Origin of the sequence: Mycobacterium sp. MAC_080597_8934 (genome assembly GCF_000523975.1) — a bacterium.
Taxonomy (GTDB): Bacteria; Actinomycetota; Actinomycetes; order Mycobacteriales; family Mycobacteriaceae; genus Mycobacterium; species Mycobacterium avium.
Genome location: NZ_JAOS01000052.1, coordinates 68475 through 88330 on the forward strand (window position 1 = coordinate 68475; position 19856 = coordinate 88330).

The 19856-nt window shown below is 70.5% G+C and carries 13 protein-coding genes and 1 pseudogene; 7 read left to right on the forward strand and 7 right to left on the reverse strand.

Annotated elements, in window-relative coordinates:
- Nucleotides 1-416: 416 nt before the first annotated feature.
- The 5 genes and pseudogenes from NF20_RS28575 (at nt 417) to NF20_RS22610 (ending at nt 9025) form a co-directional block, all read left to right on the forward strand.
- Nucleotides 417-1175 (forward strand): DUF5631 domain-containing protein, encoded by a 759-nt coding sequence (locus tag NF20_RS28575; RefSeq protein WP_081759562.1) that lies wholly within the window; start codon nt 417-419, stop codon nt 1173-1175.
- A 243-nt stretch (nt 1176-1418) separates the two neighbouring features.
- A pseudogene (locus NF20_RS22595) lies at nt 1419-2203 on the forward strand (hypothetical protein).
- A gap of 262 nt (nt 2204-2465) precedes the next feature.
- Entirely contained in the window at nt 2466-3320 is an 855-nt protein-coding gene (locus NF20_RS22600) for a transglycosylase (RefSeq protein ID WP_369798130.1), read from the forward strand.
- A 2-nt stretch (nt 3321-3322) separates the two neighbouring features.
- A complete protein-coding gene (gene eccB, locus NF20_RS22605; protein ID WP_009979957.1) occupies nt 3323-4810 on the forward strand; it encodes a type VII secretion protein EccB in 1488 nt (495 codons plus the stop codon).
- A gap of 3 nt (nt 4811-4813) precedes the next feature.
- Complete coding sequence (locus NF20_RS22610; protein WP_023860871.1) at nt 4814-9025, forward strand: type VII secretion protein EccC; 4212 nt, start codon at nt 4814-4816, stop codon at nt 9023-9025.
- On the opposite strand, the gene NF20_RS22615 is transcribed toward NF20_RS22610, so the two are convergent.
- The gene (locus NF20_RS22615) at nt 9012-11870 is read right to left on the reverse strand and encodes an RND family transporter (RefSeq protein ID WP_033712234.1); all 2859 of its coding nucleotides are present in this window, start codon (nt 11868-11870) and stop codon (nt 9012-9014) included. The genes NF20_RS22610 and NF20_RS22615 overlap by 14 nt on opposite strands.
- Nucleotides 11863-12243, reverse strand: coding sequence for a hypothetical protein (locus NF20_RS22620; RefSeq protein WP_003874340.1), 381 nt, complete (start codon nt 12241-12243; stop codon nt 11863-11865). Before NF20_RS22620 ends, NF20_RS22615 begins: the two co-directional genes overlap by 8 nt.
- Before the next feature lie 132 nt (nt 12244-12375).
- Here NF20_RS22620 and NF20_RS22625 point away from each other — a divergent pair, with 132 nt between their 5' ends.
- Nucleotides 12376-13596, forward strand: coding sequence for a sensor histidine kinase (locus NF20_RS22625; RefSeq protein ID WP_023880692.1), 1221 nt, complete (start codon nt 12376-12378; stop codon nt 13594-13596).
- On the forward strand, nt 13593-14249 hold the full coding sequence (locus NF20_RS22630; RefSeq protein WP_033712237.1) for a response regulator transcription factor: 657 nt from the start codon (nt 13593-13595) through the stop codon (nt 14247-14249). Before NF20_RS22625 ends, NF20_RS22630 begins: the two co-directional genes overlap by 4 nt.
- A gap of 15 nt (nt 14250-14264) precedes the next feature.
- Here the strand turns inward: NF20_RS22630 and NF20_RS22635 are convergent, their stop codons facing one another.
- The 5 genes from NF20_RS22635 to NF20_RS22655 all read right to left on the reverse strand — a co-directional run bounded on the left by NF20_RS22635 (nt 14265) and on the right by NF20_RS22655 (nt 19844).
- Nucleotides 14265-14525 carry a hypothetical protein gene (locus NF20_RS22635; RefSeq protein WP_003878281.1) on the reverse strand — a complete coding sequence of 87 codons (261 nt, stop codon included), beginning with the start codon at nt 14523-14525 and terminating at the stop codon, nt 14265-14267.
- Nucleotides 14526-14709: 184 nt separating this feature from the next.
- Nucleotides 14710-16056: an aromatic ring-hydroxylating oxygenase subunit alpha gene (locus NF20_RS22640; protein WP_033712240.1), complete on the reverse strand. Its 1347-nt coding sequence runs from the start codon at nt 16054-16056 to the stop codon at nt 14710-14712.
- 14 nt (nt 16057-16070) lie between these two features.
- Nucleotides 16071-17837, reverse strand: coding sequence for an N-acyl-D-amino-acid deacylase family protein (locus NF20_RS22645; RefSeq protein WP_033712243.1), 1767 nt, complete (start codon nt 17835-17837; stop codon nt 16071-16073).
- Nucleotides 17838-17984: 147 nt separating this feature from the next.
- Nucleotides 17985-19121 (reverse strand): phosphotransferase, encoded by a 1137-nt coding sequence (locus tag NF20_RS22650; RefSeq protein WP_023882469.1) that lies wholly within the window; start codon nt 19119-19121, stop codon nt 17985-17987.
- Nucleotides 19122-19223: 102 nt separating this feature from the next.
- Complete coding sequence (locus tag NF20_RS22655; RefSeq protein ID WP_003874331.1) at nt 19224-19844, reverse strand: TetR/AcrR family transcriptional regulator; 621 nt, start codon at nt 19842-19844, stop codon at nt 19224-19226.
- Nucleotides 19845-19856 lie beyond the last annotated feature (12 nt).

The window sequence follows — 19856 nt, forward strand, 5'->3', positions numbered from 1 at the left end:
GCGACAGGGCCTGGCGGACAAGCCTTTTCGGCGAACACGCTGCAAGCGATGGAGACGGGGGCACCGCAAACCCCGGCGGGCACACCGCCGGTAGCACCGACCGTCCCCAGCGCAGGCGCCTTCATCGCGGCAACGCCTCCCGTCGACGCGCCGCCGGCCGCCGCGCCGGCCCCGTCGGCCGCAGGCGGCGCCGCTCCGGTCGCACCGGCGGTCATGACGGGTGGCTCGTGGTCGTCCGCGGCGACCGGCGGGCCGTCGGTTCCCTCCGGATCTTTGCCCGCCTACGGTTCCGATCTACGCCCACCGGTCGTGGCGGCGCCATCGGTGCCATCCGCGCCCACCGGCCCGGTCTCCGGCGCGCCGGTGGCCCCTCGCCGGCATCGTCGCCATCGGCGGGCGGCACGCTGGTCTCGCCGGTGGAGCGCAGTGCCGCGTCGGCCGCGGCCGGCCAGGCCGGCGCGGGCTCCTCGACGCTGGCGAACGCATCGGCGGTATCGGCGGCCGCGGGCGCGACCGCCGGCGCCGCATCCAGTCGGGCGGCCGAACAGCAGCGGCTACAGCGACTCGTCGACGCGGTAGCCCGGCAGGAACCCCGCCTGTCCTGGGCGGCGGGGCTGCGCGACGACGGCACCACCACGCTCCTTGTCACCGACCTAGCGAGCGGGTGGATCCCACCGCACGTCCGGCTGCCCGCCCACGTAACCTTGCTCGAGCCGACCGCCCGCCGCCACGACGCCAACGTGGTGGACCTGCTCGGCGCGGTTACGGTCGCGGCCGCCCATCACGCCAATACCTATGTGGCCGAACCGGATTCGGACGAGCCGACGCTCAGTGGCGATCGGCCGGCCCGCTCGGCCGCACCGCAGGTAGACGAGCTGGGCCCCACGCTGGTGGACGCCGTCCGCCGTCGCGACGGCCTGCCGCGCATCGCCCAGGCGGTCGCGGCACCGGCGGTGCGGAAGACGGGTGTGCTAGAAAGCGAAATCCGGATGCTGCGCGAATGCACCGCCGAAATTCAGCACGCGGTATTAACGGCATATCCCCATCACGACCTTGCGGCTGTCGGAGACTGGATGCTTTTGGCGGCCATCCAGGCGTTGATCGACGGCCACGAGTACCTCGCGCACTATCACCTGGCCTGGTTCCAGGCAATCAACCACCGCGCCGGCTCGTAGCCCGCATTCCTCGGTGAATACCGTTATCGGCGCGCTGTGACAAAATGGCGATACGAATGATCGCCAGCGCTTGGATAAGCGTCGAACGAGCGGGGTGGAGGTGAGGTCGTGGGTGGTCCCGGGGGAATTATCAAAAATGATCTGCCGACTACTACGGCGATAGTCGGGGGACCGCCGGCGTCGATTCCGCGGCCGTTTCCGGTGCCGCCGGGCGGTACGTCACCCGCCGACGCCGGGCAGGGCATGGTCGGCGGGGCCGGCAACGCCAACGTCCCCAAGGACGCCGCCGACGCCGCCGCCGCCGACGCGGACCGCAAGGCCCGTGCCGCCGACGCCGCCGCGAAGTTCCCGGCCAACGAGGCCAACGGCTCGCAAGAGATGCAGATGCTGCAGCAGATGCTGTCCAGCGTCACCGGCGCCCTCGGCGGGGCGATGGGCGGCGTCATGGGACCGCTCACCCAGCTTCCCCAGCAGGCGATGCAGGCCGGCCAAAGCGCCCTGCAGCCGCTGATGAGCGCGGTTCAGGGCGCCCACGGCGCGGCGTCGCTGGCCGACAACGCGCATCTGGTCGACAGCGTCGGCGGCGCCGGATCCGGCCTGGGCGGCGGTGCGGGCGCGGGTGGCGGCGGCGCCGGCTTGGGCGGGGGCGGCACGGTTCCGACCAGCTCGCTGGGCCCGCCGCCGGTGCCGACGTCATCCCCGCCGACCACCCCGGCCGGCGCCAAAGCCGCGATGATGCCGCCGACCGCGGGATGCCCGCCATGCCCGGACAAACCGGCATGACGGGCATGCCGATGATGCCGCCGGGCGCGATGGGCGCCGGCGGCGAAGGCGGCAACAAGGACAAGCCGGTCGAGAAGCGGGTCACCGCCCCGGGCGTGCCCAACGGCCAGCCGGTCAAGGGCCGCTTGACGATCCCGCCCAGCGCTCCGGGCAGCAAGCCCGGCGAGGCCAAGCCGACCGTGGTCACCAACCGGCCCAACCGCCGGATCGTGATCATGCCGTCCGACGACGAGCCCAAGGAATAGTCCACCCCGAAACCAGAGGTGAGTGGTCGGGTGGGTCCCACCGCAGTAGGGTCGCTACGTAATCGCGGCCGGCCGATCCCAACGATTCCCATGCGCGGGTCAGCCCGGATTGCCCGTTATTGACAGCAGAACTGTCGATACGTGCATGCTATTGGTAGGTCTGCGGCGTTCGCGGCCAGGAGGGTGTGGGAGTACTAGCTCGAGTGTCCGGTAAGGATGCGGCGCCGCCACGGCGCGCAGGTGGATCGGGGTGGGGAAGCCGGTGACCGATCCCCTGAGAATGCAAGCGGTCGCGGCGTTGTCGCGCGGCCACGAACTGTTCGCCGGCGCCCCTACCCGCGACCCCCTCGGTGCCCCGACGGCCCGGCCCCGCACCACGTCACCGTCCACGCTTCCGGCCGCCGTTGTCGCCCGGTCGGGTGCCTTGACGCAACGGCTGGCGCAGTCGGACGACGCCGACCGGGTGCTGCGGACCGCCCTGGCGGCGGCGCGGGCCGATCACGCGCACGGCCGGGCGGCGACGGGCACGGTGCTGGACGCCGCGCTGGCCGACGCGGCACCGGCCGCCGATACCCCGCTGGGCCGGCGCGAGGCCATGGCCCGCATGGCGGCGCGGCTGCGCACCCAGCACCGGCACATCAGCCGCTCGCGGCGGCGCGCGCGGCTGCTCGCGCTGCGGCTGCGACGCCTGCACTACCGCCACCGCCGTCCGGCCGCCGGGTCCGCCAACCAGCCCGGCGGACGCCCCGCGGTGCTGGCCGCCATCCGTAAAGCCTTGGATATCAAGGGCATTCACGACCCGGCGGCGCGGGCCCGCTGGGAGCGCGGCATGGACCTGGTGGCCCGTCGCGAATCGAACTACAACGCCGGCGCGGTCAACGACTGGGATGCCAACGCCGCGGGGGGCACCCCCAGCAAGGGCGCCTGGCAATTCATCGAACCAACCTTCGCCGCCTATCACCAGCGCGGCACTTCGCGCGACATCCACAACCTGGTCGCGCAGGCGTGCGCGTTCATCAACTATGCGATGGGCCGTTACGGGGTTGCCGCCGACGCGTCGAATCTCGCCGATCGGATTCAGCAGGCCGATCCTCGCCGATCACCCAAGGGGTACTGAAGATGCCGCTGAGTTTGTCTAACCGCGACCAGAACTCCGGGCACCTGTTCTACAACCGGCGGCTGCGGGCGGCGACCACCCGCTTCTCGGTGCGCATGAAGCACGACGACCGCAAGCAGACCGCCGCGCTGGTGCTGTCCATGGTGCTGGTGGCCATCGCCTCCGGGTGGATGATGTTGCTGAACGTGCTGAAACCGACTGGCATCGTGGGTGATTCGACGATCATCGGGGACCGTGACTCCGGGGCGCTCTACGCGAAGATCGACGGGCGGCTCTACCCGGCGCTGAACCTGACCTCCGCGCGGCTGGCCACCGGGACGGCGAACCAGCCGACCTGGGTGAAACCCGCTGAGATAGCGAAATATCCGACGGGCCCGCTGGTCGGCATCCCCGGGGCGCCGGCGGCGATGCCGGTGCACCGCGGCGCCATTTCAGCCTGGGCGGTGTGCGACACGGCGGGCCGCCCGCGCAGCCCGGAAAAGCCGGTGGTGACCTCGATCGCCGGTCCGCTCGAGGGATTCGACCGCGCGGCACCGCTGCGCGACGACGCCGGATTGCTGGTGACGTTCGAGGGCAACACCTACGTGATCTGGGGAGGCAAGCGCTCGCAGATCGACCCGGTCAACCGCGCCGTCACGCTGAGCCTGGGCCTGGACCCGGGAGTGACGCTGCCGGTGGAGATTTCGCGGGCGCTCTTCGACGCGCTGCCCGCGACCGAGCCGCTGGGTGTGCCCCCGGTGCCGCTGGCGGGCACCCCGTCGACGTGGGTGTCGGGTTCGCAGGTCGGTGCGGTGCTGCAAGCCCAGACCGCCAGTGGCGGCACCCAGTTCTACGTGTTGCTGCCCGACGGGGTGCAAAAGGTGACCAGCTTCGTCGCCGACCTGTTGCGCAGCGCCAACTCCTACGGATCGACGGCGCCGCGGGTGGTCACCCCCGACGTGCTGGTCAACATTCCCGAGGTGACCTCGCTGGCGGTGGACTACTACCCGACCAAGCGGCTGAATTTCATTGACACCGCGGCCAATCCGACCACCTGCGTCGGGTGGGAGAAGGGCTCGACGGATCCGCAGGCGCGGGTCGTCGTGTACAACGGCCGCGGGCTGCCGACGCCGTCGTACCTGGACAACCGGATCGTGCATCTGGTGCGCGACGACCGCGACCCGGCCTCGGTGGTCGCCAACCAGGTGCTGGTGCTGCCGGGCGCGGCGAACTTCGTGACGTCGACGAGCGGCGTGGTCACCTCCGATTCCCGGGAATCGCTGTTCTGGGTGTCCGACAACGGCGTCCGGTTCGGGATCGCCAACGACGAATCGACATTGCGCGCCCTCGGGCTCGATCCGGGCTCGGCGGTGCAAGCGCCCTGGCCGCTGCTGCGAACCTTCGCCGCCGGGCCCGCGCTGTCAAGGGAGGCAGCGCTTTTGGCGCGCGACACGGTGCCCGCGTTGGGCAAGGTGGCTGTGGTGACCACATCGGCGAAGCCGGGAGGCTAGAGAATGTCCAAGAAAGCGTTTCCCATCAACCGCGTCAAGATCGAGCCGCCGAAACCGGTTCGGGTGGCACCCGCCGCCCCCATCGCCCTGCCGGAACGCGAACCGCGCAACATCTGGGTGATGATCGGGGTGCCGGCCCTGATCGTCGCGCTGATCGGCACCATCGTCATGCTGTACGTCTCCGGCGTGCGCAGCCTGTCCACCGGTTTCTTCCCGTTGATGGGCATCGGCGCCTTCAGCATGCTCGCGTTCTCCGGTCGCTTCGGGCGGGCCCGCAAGATCACCTGGGGCGAAATGGAAAAGGGCCGCCGCCGCTATCTCCGGGACCTGGACAGCAACCGCGACGAAATCCAGAGCGCGGTGTGCGCGCAACGCGAATGGCAGAACTCGGTTCACTCCGACCCGCGCGGCCTGGGCGCCATCATCGGCGGCCCGCGCATGTGGGAACGCGGCCGGGGCGACGAGGACTTCCTGGAGGTGCGCCTGGGCACCGGCGTCCAGCATGCGCCGGACTCGGTGCTGTCGGTGACCTGGCCCGACATCGCCTCCGATGAGGAGCTCGAGCCGGTCACCGGGCAGGCCCTGCGCGATTTCATCTTGGAGCAGCGCAAGATTCGCGACATCGCCAAGGTGGTGAACCTGCGCTCGGCGCCCGGATTCAGCTTCGTCGGCGAGGACCTGGACCGGCTGCGGTCGCTGATGCGTTCGGTGCTGTGCTCGCTGGCGGTGTTCCACAACCCGCGCGACGTCAAGCTGCTGGTGGTGACCCGCAATCCCGAGGTGTGGTCGTGGATCGTGTGGCTGCCGCACAACCTGCACGACGAGCTGTTCGACGCCTGCGGGTGGCGGCGGCTGGTCTTCGCCACCCCGGAGGAACTCGAGGCTACGCTGGGCGCCGAGCTGCACATGAAAGGCAAGCGCGGTCCCTGGACACCGCTGGCGGCGGCCAGCCCCACCGCCATGGGCTCGGCGCTGGAAACCGCCACCGACACCGTCGATCTCGGTCCGCACCTGGTGATCGTCGACGACAACACCGGCAGCCCTGATGCCTGGGAGAGCGTGGTCGGCCAGGTCGGCAAGGCCGGAATCACGCTGCTGCGCATCGCATCCCGGGTGGGCACCGGAGTCGGCTTCGCCAAGGACCAGGTGTTCGAGCTCAGCGAGCGGCACAGCACACCCAACGGCTCGACCAACGGCGAAATCGCGTTGCGCCGCAACGGCTCGGACGCCGACGGCGAGGACGGCCGGCCGGCCCCGCTGCTGCGGGTGCGCAACAAGTTCTTCGCCCACGCCGACCAGCTGTCCATCCACCGCGCCTACCGGTACGCGCGGGCGATGGCGCGGTGGTCGCCGACCAGCCGCAGCGAGATCGACGACTCGGTCAGCGGCGCCACCGAACTGCTGCGGGCGCTGGGCATCAGCGACCCCCGGGAGTTGGACGTGGACCGGTTGTGGGCCGAGCGGCGGGGCCGCGGCGACGAACGCTGGTGCGAGGTCCCGGTGGGGGCGAAACCCAACGGCGAGCTGCAGAACATCATCATCCGGGCAAAAGACTTCGGCGGCTTCGGTTTCCACTCGGTGGTGATCGGCACCAGCGGCTCGGGCAAGTCGGAGTTCTTCCTGTCCCTGGTCTACGGCATCGCGCTGACGCACTCGCCGGAGACGTTCAACGTCATCTTCGTCGACATGAAGTTCGAGTCGGCGGCCCAGGACATCCTGGGCATCCCGCACGTCGTGGCCGCGTTGTCCAACCTGGGCAAGGACGAACGGCACCTGGCCGAGCGGATGCGCCGGGTCATCGACGGCGAGATCAAACAGCGGTACGAGCTGTTCACCTCGGTGGGCGCGCGTGACGCCAACGACTACGAGGAGATCCGGCTCGCCGGGCGCGATCTGCCCCCGGTGCCGGTCCTGCTGGTGATCGTCGACGAGTACCTGGAACTGTTCGCCAACCACGAGAAGTGGATCAACCTCATCATCCATATCGGTCAGGAGGGCCGCGGCGCCAACGTCTTCTTCATGCTGGGAGGCCAGCGCCTGGACCTGTCCTCGCTGCAAAAGGTCAAGTCCAACATCGCATTCCGCATCGCGCTGCGCGCCGAATCCGGGGACGACAGCCGCGAGGTGATCGGCTCGGACGCCGCCTACCACCTGCCGTCGAAGGAGAACGGCTTCGGTCTGCTGAAGGTGGGGCCGCGCGACCTGGAGCCGTTCCGGTGCTTCTACCTGTCCGCGCCGTTCGTGGTTCCCAAGACCAAGGAGGTCGCCGCCACCGTCGACATGACGTTGACCAAGCCGCGGCTGTACAACTGGCAGTACCAGCCGCTGGACGCCGCCGATGCGACCGCGCTGGAGCAGGCCGCCGCCGTCGACGCCGAGCCGGACGAATTCCTTTACTACGAAGACGGTTTCAAGCGCAAGAAGATCGTGGACGTGCTGCGCGAGTCGCTGCAGAACGTGCCGCACCGCTCGCCGCGGCGGCCCTGGCTGGAGCCGCTGGAGGATCCCGAACCCATCGATGTCCTGGTCGCCGGGTACCGGGGCAAGCCCTGGCACGTCGACTATGGGCAGAACCCGGGCCTGATGTTCCCGGTCGGTGTCATGGACATCCCCGAGGAGTCCAAGCAGGTGGTCCACGCCGTCGACGCGCTGCGCAGCAACGTGATCGTGGTCGGCGCCAAGCAGCGCGGCAAGACCACCACGCTGATGACGCTGATGTGCTCGGCCGCAACGATGTACAGCCCGGCGCGGGTGACGTTCTTCTGCATCGGCGGGGCGACGCTGGCCCAGGCCGCCTCGCTGCCGCACGTCACCGACATCGTGTCCCCGAAGGACGCCGAGGGCATCGAGCGGATCTTGAGCAGCATGGACGCGCTGATCGACGCCCGCGAGAATTCGTTCCGGCAACTCAAGATCGACCTCGACGGGTTCCGGGAGCGCCGCTTCGGTCCGGGCAGTGACGGGCTGGGCGGCACCGACGCCAACGACCCGTTCGGGGATGTGTTCGTGGTGGTCGACGACTACGACGACCTGTACTCCAAGGACACCGTGCTGGGTGACCGCATCATCTCGTTGAGCAGCCGCGGCCCCGAGTACGGGGTCCACGTGATGTGCAGCGCGGGCGGCTGGATCCACGGGCAGCGGCAGAGCCTGCTGCAAAACGCCACGGCGCGAATCCAATTGCGGCTGGCCGATCCGAGCGAAAGCCAGATGGGGCACTCGTCGCTGGAGTCCCGCGACGCGGCCCGGCGCACGCTGAACCGGCCCGGGTTCGGGCTGACCGACAGCCTGCACGAGCTGCGGGTGGGGGTGCCGGCGCTGACCGACCCCGCGACCGGCCAGATGGTCAGCATCGTCGACGTGGGTGCCCGCATCGCCGACGTCGCGGGCGTCACCAAGCACGCCACCCTGCAGCGGCTGCCGCAGCGGGTGGAACTCAAGACGATCCTGGAGTACCAGGCTGCACACCCGAGCGGGGACGACCTGTCGATCGCGTTCGCCATCGGCGAGCGGCACGAGCTGGGCCCGGTTCCCATCAACCTCCGGGAAAGCCCCGGGCTGATGATCCTGGGGCGGCAAGGCTGCGGAAAGACCTTGTCGCTGGTGGCAATCGGGGAAGCGATCATGAGCCGGTTCAGCCCCGAGGAAGCGCAGCTGACGCTGATCGACCCCAAGACCGCTCCGCACGGGCTGCGCGATCTGCACGGCCCGGGTTATGTGCGCGCCTACGCCTACGACCAGGACGAGATCGACGAGGTGATCACCGCACTGGCCCAACAGATCCTGCTGCCCCGGCTGCCGCCCAAGGGCCTGAGCCAGGAGGAGCTGCGCGCCCTCAAACCGTGGGAAGGCCCACGGCATTTCGTGCTCATCGACGACATCGGCGACCTGCGGCCCGATCAGAGCTACCCGCCCAAGCCGCCGGTGGGCGCGGCGTTGTGGAAGCTGATGGAGCGGGCCCGCCAGATCGGCCTGCACGTGTTCACCACCCGCAACAGCGCGAACTGGGCCACCCTGCAGATGGATCCGTGGATCAGGTTCCAGAACTCCGCGAAAGTCGCCCAGCTGTATATGGATAACGACCCGCAGAACCGGATCAACCGCAACGTCCGCGCCCAGGCGCTGCCGCCGGGACGTGGCCTGCTGCTCAGCGCCGACGGCGACGTCGAGGGCGTGCTGGTCGGGCTGCCGTCCACGGTCATCACACCGCAGTAGCGACGCGGACCGGTTGCGGCTCAACCGTTTTCACGACGCGTGCGACGCCGCGGCGGGGCAGGGGACTGGGCCACCAGAACCAGCGGCCCAACAGCGCCACGATGGACGGGACGATGAACGCCCGCACCACCAGAGTGTCCAGCAGCAGACCGACGGCGATGGTGGTGCCGATCTGGGCGATGCTGAGCACGCTGCTGGTCAGCAGCGCCAGCATGGTCAGCCCGAAGATGATGCCGGCGACGGTAACCACCCCGCCGGTGCCGCCGAAGGCGCGGATGATCCCGGTCCGAAGTCCCGCCGCCGCTTCATGTTTGATGCGCAACGCCAGCAGCAGGTTGTAGTCCGCGCCGACGGCGATCAACGCGATGAACGCGATCGGGGCGACCGCCCAGTGCAGCTCCTGATGCAGCAGGTGCTGCCAGATCAGCACGCTGGCACCGATCGCCGAGGCGTATGACGTGACGACGGTCCCGACCACCACCAGGCCCGCCACGGGGCTGCGCAGCATCGCGGTGACGATCAGGAAGATCAGCACCAGCGCGGCGCCCACCAGCAGCCGGGTGTCGTCGGCCACGAAGCGCTGCAGGTCGGCGGTGACCGGGCCGACCCCGGCGAGGTCGACCTCCACGGGGGTCAGGGTGCCTTCCTTGGTGGCCTCCTTGATGGCCGCGCGCACCTGCTCGGCCCGCTCGGCACCGTCGGCGCCCCACTCCGCGCCGTCGCCGTACACCAACAGGTAAGCGGCGCGGCCGTTTTGCGAGATCAGGTGGTTCAGCACGGCGGTGTAGCGCGGATCGGTGAGCGCGCGCTGCGGCAGGTAGAAATCCGCGGCGGCACTGCCCTGGAACTGGGTGCTGATCTCGTTGAGGTAGTCGGTCAGCTGGCGCATCTGCGGCCCCAGCGTGTCGGACAGTCCCAGCAGATCGCGCGTCGCCGAACGCGCCTGCACCAGGGCGCTTTTCATCGCGTCAACGTTCTGCGGCAGCCCGGCCATCGCGGTGGCGGCGGTGTTGGAGCCGGTGGTCAGTTTCGCGGCTCCGGAGCCGAGTTGCGCCGACGTCTGCACCAGGCTGTCGACCGGCGCCAGCACCCGGTCCACCGTCGAGCAGATCGGGCTGGCGGCGCAGTCGGGGGTCCGCCCGACGTAGTCGCGCAGCGGGTCGAGGTAGCCCGACACCGTGGTGACGTTGCGCTGCAGGCCGTCCATCCCGGCCCGCATGTCGTCGGCCGCGCCCGACATGTCGGCCAAACCCGCGCTGCCGCCGCGCAATCCGTTGCCGAGGCCATCCACCGCGTGCTGGGTCTGCGCCAGCGCGCCGTCCAGCTCGGAGACCCGCGCCAGGCGCTGGGTCAGCGAATCCACGGTGTCGCCGAACTGGCGGCCCAGCACCCCGGCCTGATAGCTCAACGTCGCCTGTTCGGGCACCTTGCCGTCCGGGCGGCTGGCGGATTGCACGGCACGCACGCCGGGGACGGCCATGATGTGCCGCGTGATCCGTTCGATGGCGATCAAGCCCGCCGGGTTGCGCAGGTCGTGGTCGGCCCGAATGGCGATGACGTCGGGCAGCAACGCGTTCTCCGGGAGATGCCGGCCGGCGCTTGCGTATCCGCGGTTGGAGTCGGTGGACGACGGCGTGGCGGCGGGCTCGTTGAAGCCGATCCGCATGCCGGCCAGCGGCAGGGCGACCAGCAGGGTCAACCCCAACGCGGCGACCAGGATCGGACCGGGCCAGCGCGCCACGGTGGTGCCCACCCGGCGCCAGCGCCGCGCGGTGCGCGACGGCCGCGGTTCCAGGTATCCGCGCCGCACCGCCAGGCTCATCAGCGCGGGCGTCAACGTCAGCGCCGCCACCATGGTGGCCAGAATGCCGATAGCGCAGGGTAATCCGGCGCTGCGGAACGATCCCACGTGGGCGAAAACCAGGCAGGCCAATGCCACCGACACGGTCAGCGCCGATCCGATCACCACGGGCGCGATGGAACGGTAGGCCACGGTCAGCGCCTGGGCCGGCGCGATGCCGCCGCGCCGCGCTTCGTGGTAGCGGCCCACCAGGAAGATCGCGTAATCGGTGCCGGCGCCCAGTGTCATGGCGGCCATCAGCGCAACCGAAAACAGCGACACCTCAACCACATTGGCCTGCCCGAGGGCGGCGACGACGGCGCGGGCCAGCGCGAGGGCGAGCCCCACCGAGATCAGCGGGATCGCCGCGGCGACCGGCGACCGGTACACCACCAGCAGCAACAGCAGGATCAGGCCGATGGTGGCGGCGGTGATCCCCAGCATCTGCCGGTCGATCGCGGAGAATTCGTCGACGATGGTGGCGCCGGGGCCGGTGACATGGACCTGCAGGCCGGCCGGCGGGCCGAGCTTCTGGGCGGTGGCGCGCACCGCGTTCACCGAATCGCGGGCCTGGGCGGTGCCGAGCATGCCGGCCAGCCGGACCATCACGCTGACGGCCTGGCCGTCGGTGCTCTGGGCGCCGGCCGCGGTGGCGGGCTGCGACCACAGGTCGGTCACCGCGTACACGTGCCGGTGGTCGGAGCCCAGCGCCGCCGTCAACGCGTCGTAGAACTGCCGATCGCCGGCGCCCAGCCGCTGATTGCGTTCCAGCACAACGTAAACGAAGTTGTTGCTCGGCGTCTGGTCGAACAACTGGGCGGCCCGGGCGGCGGCCACCGCGCTCGGGGCGCTCGGCGGCATGAAGGACCGGGCGTGGCTGTCGACCACCCGTTCCAGTTGCGGCACAGCCACATTGGCGACGGCCGCGGCCAGCACCCACAGCGCCACCACCAGCAGCGCGTACCGGCCGGTCAGCCGCCCGAGGATGCCCGGCCGGTCAGGCAACGGTCTGCCGATCGCCCGAGGGCCCGCCGAACAGGCTGACGGCGACGTGCTCACCGCGCGCCATCGACCGCATCCGCAGCGAGCGACGCGCGCCGATGGTCACCAGCGCGTGCAGCCCGGGCGAGGCGGCCTCGAGATCGGCCCGCACCTGTTCGGCCGACGTGCCCTCGTGGGCCGCCTGGTCGAGCTTGGCCACCAGCGTGGTGATCCAGCGCTGGCCGAGCGACAACATCAATCCCTCTGCGTCGCCGAACAGCTCGGGCACCCTGGGGGAGTTGTCGATCAACGCGAGCGCCGCGGACGGGTCGGTCTCGGCGGTCTTGATCACTTCGGCCATGAAGGCCATCCGGTCGTGCAGCAGTGCCCATGTCATGACTCGACGCTAGGAAAGTGCAAGCCCTCGCGCGTCGTGCCGAAGTGCAGTCTTTGCCTCCTACCACGGGCGGAGCCGGGTGCCGACCGCGGGATGATGTCGCGGCCGGCGGGGCTCTTCTAGGATTGGACGATGTTGCGCGCCGCAATATGTCACCTGCGCGAACAGCTTCGCCGCCGCGGCGAGCTGATTCCCGTCGGTCTTACGTGGGCGTCGCTGATCGCCGTCGATGCGGCCCTGCTGCTCGGCGGCACCATCGGGACGCTGCAGCGGCCCGCCGCCGACCTGCCCGTGTCGCTGACCGCGTTCGCCATCGCGCTGTCGCCCACGGTGGCGTTCTTCGTCTTCAACATGAAAATGACCCCGGGGCCGTTGTGGGCGACCTGGACGGCGTCGACCGCGCTGACGCTGTTCGGCACGTCCACGCCCATTCGCGCCGATTTCGCGCCGGCCCTGTTGGTCCTGATGGTCCTCGTCGTCGCGACGCTGGCCTCGGTGGTGGGCGGCCTGCTGGCCGCCGCGTCGGCGGCCGCGCTGTTGCTCACCGCGGCCGCGCTGCACCGCCTCGACGCGATCGTGTTGTACCTGGGGTTCATCGTGGTGGCCTGGCTGCTGGGCTACTTGATGCGCACCCAACGGTTGCTGGTGGCCGAACAGATCGAGGCGCAGCAGATGCTGGCCGAGCACGCCGCCGCCGACGAGCGGCGGCGCATCGCCCGCGAGGTGCACGACGTCATCGCGCATTCGCTGAGCATCACGCTGTTGCACGTGACGGGGGCGCGGCGGGCGTTGCAGCAGGATCGCGACGTCGACGACGCGGTGGAGGCGCTCGAGCAGGCCGAACGGCTGGGCCGCCAGGCGATGGCCGACATCCGCCGCACCGTCGGGCTGCTGGACAACTGGCCCACCAAAGCCGCGCCGACCACCCCCGAACCCGGCCTCGACGACGTCGCGTCCCTGGTCGACGGCTTCCGCCGCGCCGGCCTGGCCGTCACGCTGTGCGTCGAGGGACCCACCGATCACGTCTCGCCGGCGGTGGGGCTGGCGCTGTACCGCATCACGCAGGAGTCGCTGGCCAACATCGCCAAGCATGCGCCCGAGTCGAAAGCCGGTGTGGTGCTTGATATTTCCCCGGCGTCGGCGCGGCTGGCGGTCACCAACATACTGCCGGCGGCGGTGGTGGCCGCGCGGTCGCCGGAGGGGCGCGGCGTGCGCGGCATGCGCCAGCGCGTCGAGCTGCTCGGCGGTGCCATCGACGTCGGCCCCACCCGGGACGGGTGGTCGGTGTGCGCCGAGATCCCGCTGCAGGAAAGCGACGGCTCCTGGCGACCGTGGTGGTGTGGTAAGGCGTGACCGACCCGGCCCCCGAGATCACCGTGCTGCTCGTCGACGACCAGGACCTGGTGCGTTCCGGGCTGCGCCGGATCCTGCGCCGCAAGGACGGATTCGTCATCGTCGCCGAGTGCGCCGACGGCGACGAGGTGCCCGCCGCGGTCGCCGCGCACCGGCCCGACGTCGTCGTGATGGACCTGCGGATGCGCCGCGTCGACGGCATCGAGGCGACCCGCCGGCTGGGCGGCACACCACCGGTGCTCGCGCTGACCACCTTCAACGAGGACGAGCTGTTGTCCGGGGCGCTGCGCGCCGGCGCGGCGGGCTTCGTGCTCAAAGACTCCTCCGCCGAGGAACTGATCCGCGCGGTGCGGGCGGTCGCCCGGGGCGAGGGCTACCTCGACCCCGCGGTGACCTCGCGGGTGCTCACCACCTACCGCAAGGCCGCGCCCGGCCCGCGCGGCGCCGCGATCGCCGAACTGACCACCCGCGAGCTGGACGTGTTGACGTTGGTCGGAAAAGGCTTGTCCAACAGCGAGATCGCCGACGAGCTGTGCATCTCCGGGGTCACCGTGAAAAGCCACATCGGCCGGATCTTCGGCAAACTCGATCTGCGCGACCGGGCCGCCGCGATCGTCTACGCCTACGACAACGGCATCGTCGCCCCGCGCTGACGAGCCACCGGGGGCCTACAGGGGCGCCGCCGGCTCCGCGAGATTGAGCAGCAGGTAGGCCATGCACATCAGGAAGTTGATCACCACCATGATCAGCCCGGCGAACATCAGCGAGCGGGCTCCGCGCTGCCTGAGCCGCCGGTACCGGGCGACCCGGGCCTCCCGGTTCAGCTGGATCGCGATCAACGCGAAATTCACGTTGATCACTTCATGAGCGGCCAGTGGCGCGCCCGCCAGCATTTCCCGCAGCCGCTCCGGCGCCGTCCGAACACCCACCCGTTCGAAACTGTGGCACAGTCGCCGCGCGCGCCGCCGGCGAAGCGTGTGATACCGCAGCCGTAGTTGCTGCGCCAGTTGCCCTCGATCGTCCCCCCAGGGGTAAGACGGGGTCATCACAAGCGGGATTCTAAATCGCCGGGGGCCGCTTTGGCGTTGTGTACACGGATTCGGCGGCCGGCGGTCACGTCCCGGCACCGCCGCTCATCCGCTGTGCGGCGGGTAGGTCCAGGTAGCGTTCCAGGTTGCGGTGCATGTTGATCACCCGCCGCTCCTCGCTGGACAGCACCAGATGCGTGAAGCCGGGCTGGTGCATGCCGCGCTGCAGGCCGGCGAGCACCGCGATGTCCTGGGTGAGCACCAGCCCGGGCTCGGCTTCCCCGGCGCTCATCCGGACATCAGTCGGCTTGGTGCGCGGCGCGCCCGGCGGCATCCGGGTGGTCAGGAACATCACCAGCTCGCCCTTGTCGGGCGCGGCGGCCGGGTCGGGCGCGGGCCGCGAGCACATGACGGTGAGGTGGTCGGCGTTGGTCAGAAACGTCATGTTGGGAAAGACGTTGTACTGGTGCAGCCGGGTGATCCGATCGGTGTCGGCCCAGCCCAAATCGACGCCGCGGGTCGCGGCGAAGGCCCGGGTGCGGTCCGCGATCAGGTCGGCCACCGTCTGCCCGGGCCGGCGGTCGGCGGCGGGAAACGGCGTGCCCTCGGCCGCACCCATCAGCGCGCCCTGGGTGGAAACGTAAGCGTCCCAGACCTCTTCGTCGCTCAGCGCACCCTCGAAACGTGGGCTCGGCACGCCGTAGGGCTGATCGGACTTCCCGGTGTGACCCCAGATCTGTTGCGGCGCATGGATATCGTCCACGCAGCGCAGCAGCTCGGGATGCAGCGTCTGGATGTGGTAGGTCTCGCTGTAGCCGTCGGCGATGGTCTTCCAGTTGGCGTCGACCTCGACAGTGAGCGTGGCGTAGCAACGGAATTCGTCGAGCCGGCACCAGGCGGTGTCCTCGGGTATCGCCTCGAGGTATTCGGGCAGCGGCATCGCGTCGGGGTCCAGGTTGACGAAGACCAGGCCCGCCCAGGTGTCGACCCGGGCCGGGATCAGCGGATAGTCGGACAGCCGCAGCGTGCCGAAGCCCTTGCGGTCGGGCACCCGTTTGAGCGCGCCGGCCAGGTCCCAGGTCCAGCCGTGATAGCCGCATTTGAGCTCCCGCAGGCCCGAACCCGAGCCGCTGCACAACGAGTTGCCGCGGTGCCGGCACACGTTCTGGAACGCCCGCAGCGCGCCGTCGTCGCCGCGGACGATCAGCACACCGTATGGCCCGCAACGGTATTCGAAGTAGTCGCCGGGGGCCGCGACGTGATCGACCATGCAGGCCAGTTGCCACACCCGCGGCCACATCCGCTCCACCTCGAGCGCGGCGAAGGCGGGGGAGTAGTAGCGTTCGGCGGGCACCAGGGTCGGGCCCGGCGGCGGGGTGCCGATGGCATCCTCGTCGCGGGTGCGCGCCGGATTGCCGGCCGCCGCAGCCATCGCCGCGGCGCCCCTCAGCGCGCCCCGCGGACCAGGCGGCCGGGCCGGGCCCCGGTGTCGACGTCGTTGCGGCGGGTCACGGTCCCGCTGACGATGGTCGCCGCATAACCGCTGGCGCCCTGCAGGATCCGGTTGCCGCCGGCCGGCAGGTCGAAGGCCATCGCCGCGGGGTGCAGCCGCAGCGCGTCCATGTCGATCACGTTGATGTCGGCCTTCTTGCCGGGCTCGATCGTGCCACGGTCGGTGAGCCCGAACAGGTGGGCGGTGTCGCGGGACTGCTTGCGGATCACGTACTCCAACGCCAGCTTGTCGCCGCGGCTGCGGTCGCGCGCCCAGTGGGTGAGCAGGAACGTCGGGTAGGAGGCGTCGCAGATCATGCCGCAGTGCGCGCCGCCGTCGGAGAGCCCCAGCACCCCGGCGGGATGCAGCAGCATCTCGCGGATGGCGTCGCAGTTGCCGTCGGCGTAGTTGAACAGCGGCAGCATCAGCATGTTGGTCGCGTCGGCCTCGAGCATCAGGTCGTACAGGGTCGCCAGCGGGTCCTCGCCGCGCGCCTCGGCGATGGCCGCGACGGTGCGGTCCGGGGTGGGCTCGTAGTCGGGCCGGTTGCCCAGCGCGTAGAGGCGGTGCAGCGAGTGCTGCACCAGCGCGAACATCCCGTCGAACAGCAGGGTCGGGTCGACGGGCAGGTCGTCCTCGCCGAGGATGGCCGCCTTGACCGCGGGGTCGGCGAGGCGTTGCGCGAGCTCCTCGCGGCTGCACTCGGCGGCCAGCCGGCGGTAGGTGGGCCGGTGGCTGAAACCGTGATGGCCCTGGAAGCCGATCATCATGCCGAACGGGCGCGCCGCGATCTGCGGGTACAGGCGGGCGCCGGCCGCGTGCGCGTCGGCGGACAGGTCCAGCATCTCGCGCCACAGGTTCGGATCGGCGTCCACCTGGATCAGCGCGAACGACACCGGCCGGTCGATCTCGCCGCTGAGCCGGCGCATCCAGTCCAGCTCCTTCTTGGGCCCGATGATGTCCTCGCCCGCGGCCCCCTGCGGGGCCAGCTCGAACACCGCCTGACCGCCGGCCGCCATGGCGCGGCCCAGACCGAACAGCTCCTCCTCGGCGGCGAACGTGCCGGGCACGGGCTCGCCGTCCATCGCGCGGTGGCCCATCGTGCGCGACGTGGAGAAGCCGAGCGCGCCGGCCTCGATCGCCTCGCGGACCAGCCGGCCCATCGCCTCGATGTCGTCGGGGGTGGCCGGCTCGTTGCGGGCGCCGCGCTCGCCCATCGCGTAGGCCCGGATGGCGCCGTGCGCGACCTGGCTGCCGACGTCGATGGCGAACTTCTGCTTGCCGATCGCGTCGAGGTATTCGGGGTAGGTCTCCCACCCCCAGGTGATGCCCTCGGTCAACGCGGTGCCGGGGATGTCCTCGACACCCTCCATCAGCTCGATCAGCCACTGCTCGGTGCCCGGCCGCACCGGGGCGAAGCCGACCCCGCAGTTGCCGGTGACCACGGTGGTGACGCCGTGACCGCTGGACGGCTCGAGCAGGCTGTCCCAGCTCACCTGGCCGTCGTAGTGGGTGTGGATGTCGACGAAGCCGGGGGCCACGATTTTCCCTGTGGCATCGATGGTTTCGGCGGCCTCGGCGGTCGCCAGGCCGCCGGCCTCGGAGCCGTCGGCGCGGACGACATCGACGATCTTGCCGTCCCTGATGCCGACGTCGGCGCGATAGCGTTGCGCGCCCGTCCCGTCGACGACGGTTCCGCCGGTGATTTTCAGGTCGAACATGAGACTCCTCTTCGCCGCCGCGGGCTGTCTCGGAGGGCTGGGGCGCCGCACGCGCCATATTTCGCTACGGTAGGTAGCGTAACTCGTGGCGCGGCGAAGGCAATAGCTTCGGCGGAATTTCGGTGCCGCCGGGCGGGGCCGCCAGAGCTAGAGCGAACTCTTCAGGGCGGCGACGGTTTCCAGGTCCTCGAGCGCGGCGACGCCGCGCCGCAGCCCTTCCATGGCGATGTCCTCGACCTGCATGCCGCCCATGCCGGCGGTGATCAGCGGGGCGGCGTAGGCGTACAGCGCGGCCTGGCGAAACCGCAGCCACAGCTCGTCGCGGTCCAGCTGCGGGCCGCCGGCCGCGGCCAACGCGCGGCGGTAGTCGTCGAGCAGGTCGCGCTGGGTGGCCCGGCGATCCTCCGGCGTCAGGCTGGTGATCAGCGTGTAGGCCAGCTCCCGGGACGGATGCCCGCGCCGCACCGCCTGCCAGTCCAGCAGCCCGGCCTTGCCGCCGTGGAAGTACATGTTGCCCGGATGGGCGTCGCCGTGCATCACGGTGTGCGGGGCGGTGTCGATGAGGGCGGCGACGGCGCGGTAGTTGTCGGCGATGAAGACGCCGTCGCGCACCGGGATGCTGGTGCGCTCGGCCAGCCGCTTGATCGAGCTGTGCATCAGCGACCGGGTCAGCAGGGACGTAACGTCGCCCGACGGCGTGTAGAGCCAGCCCAGCGGGCCGCGGCCGTCGCGGGGCAGCCGGTTCCAGAAGGTGGCGTGCAGGTCGGCCAGCAGCTCGACGACGAGGCCGGCCTGGTCGGCGGAGAGCGGGTGCAAGGTGTCCGGGAACTCGCACGCCTCGGCCGGCAGATCCTCCAGCACCAGCAGGTAGCGGCCCGTCCAGGCGTCGAACGCGGCGCCGTAGCAGTAGGGGACGCCGACCACCTGCGGCGCCAGCTGGCGGTAGAACCGCACCTCGGTGCAGCCGAGCCGGCCGAGCTCACCCATCAGGCGGGTGGCGGCGGTCTGGGCCGCGACCTTGACGAACACCGAGTCGGGGACGTTCTTGCCGGTCAGCACGAGCCGGGCCCGCGAGGACGTCCCGGCGTCACGGCTGAGCACCCGCACCGTCCGCACCGTGGTGCCCATCACCCGGGACAGCACCGCCGGGTCGATCTCGTCGACCGTGCGCGGCAGGCCGAACCGGCCGCCCAGCACCGCGTCGACGGACACCCGGCCCGCGCCGCGACCCAGGTGAGCCGCCAGGCCCAAGAATGAGAAAGCTTGTCCCACAGGGTTTTTCATGTCTAACCATCCTGGTTCGCCGACCGGTTGCGGTGCTGCGTGCTGAACACCGGCGTCCGGGAGGAAAATCACTCGAACGTCTGGACATCAGACAATATACGATTATTGTCTGATCTGTGGCACCAAGGCCCGCACCACGAACTGCTCGACGAACCGGCGCTTGTCGGCGTGCGGCCGATATCGCCAGGAGGGCGCCAGCAGGAACAACGTCGCGGTGTGCAACCACTGCACGACGGAGCGGAAATCGACGTCCGGGTAGAGCAGCCCCGCCGCCTTCCAGCGCTCCAGCAGCGGGCCGTAATGCCGCAGCAGCAGTTCGACCAGTGGTTCGGAGCCCTTCTGCAGCGCGCTGGCCATCGCCGTGCTCTCGGCGGCGAACAACGCTTCGTTCAGCGGGTTGCCGTCCACCGATTCCACCCGCGCCAGCACCATCCGCGGCACCGAGCGAACGGGGTCCTCGGGGGCGGGCAGCGAGCGCACCGACTCCGCGAGGGCGTGGTCCACTCGGCGCAGCATCAGGCCCAGCAGCACGTCGTCGCGGCCGGGGAAGTAGCGGTAGACCGTCGACCGTGACACGCCCGCCTCGTCGGCGACCTCGCCCATCCGGAACTGGGTGTTGCCGCGCCGCACGATGCAGCGGCCGGCGGCCTCCAGGATCCGTCTGCGGGCCTCCTCGTCGTCGAGGATCGCGCGGTCGTCGCCCCACCGCCGGCTCGGTTCCATGGCGGCGATGTT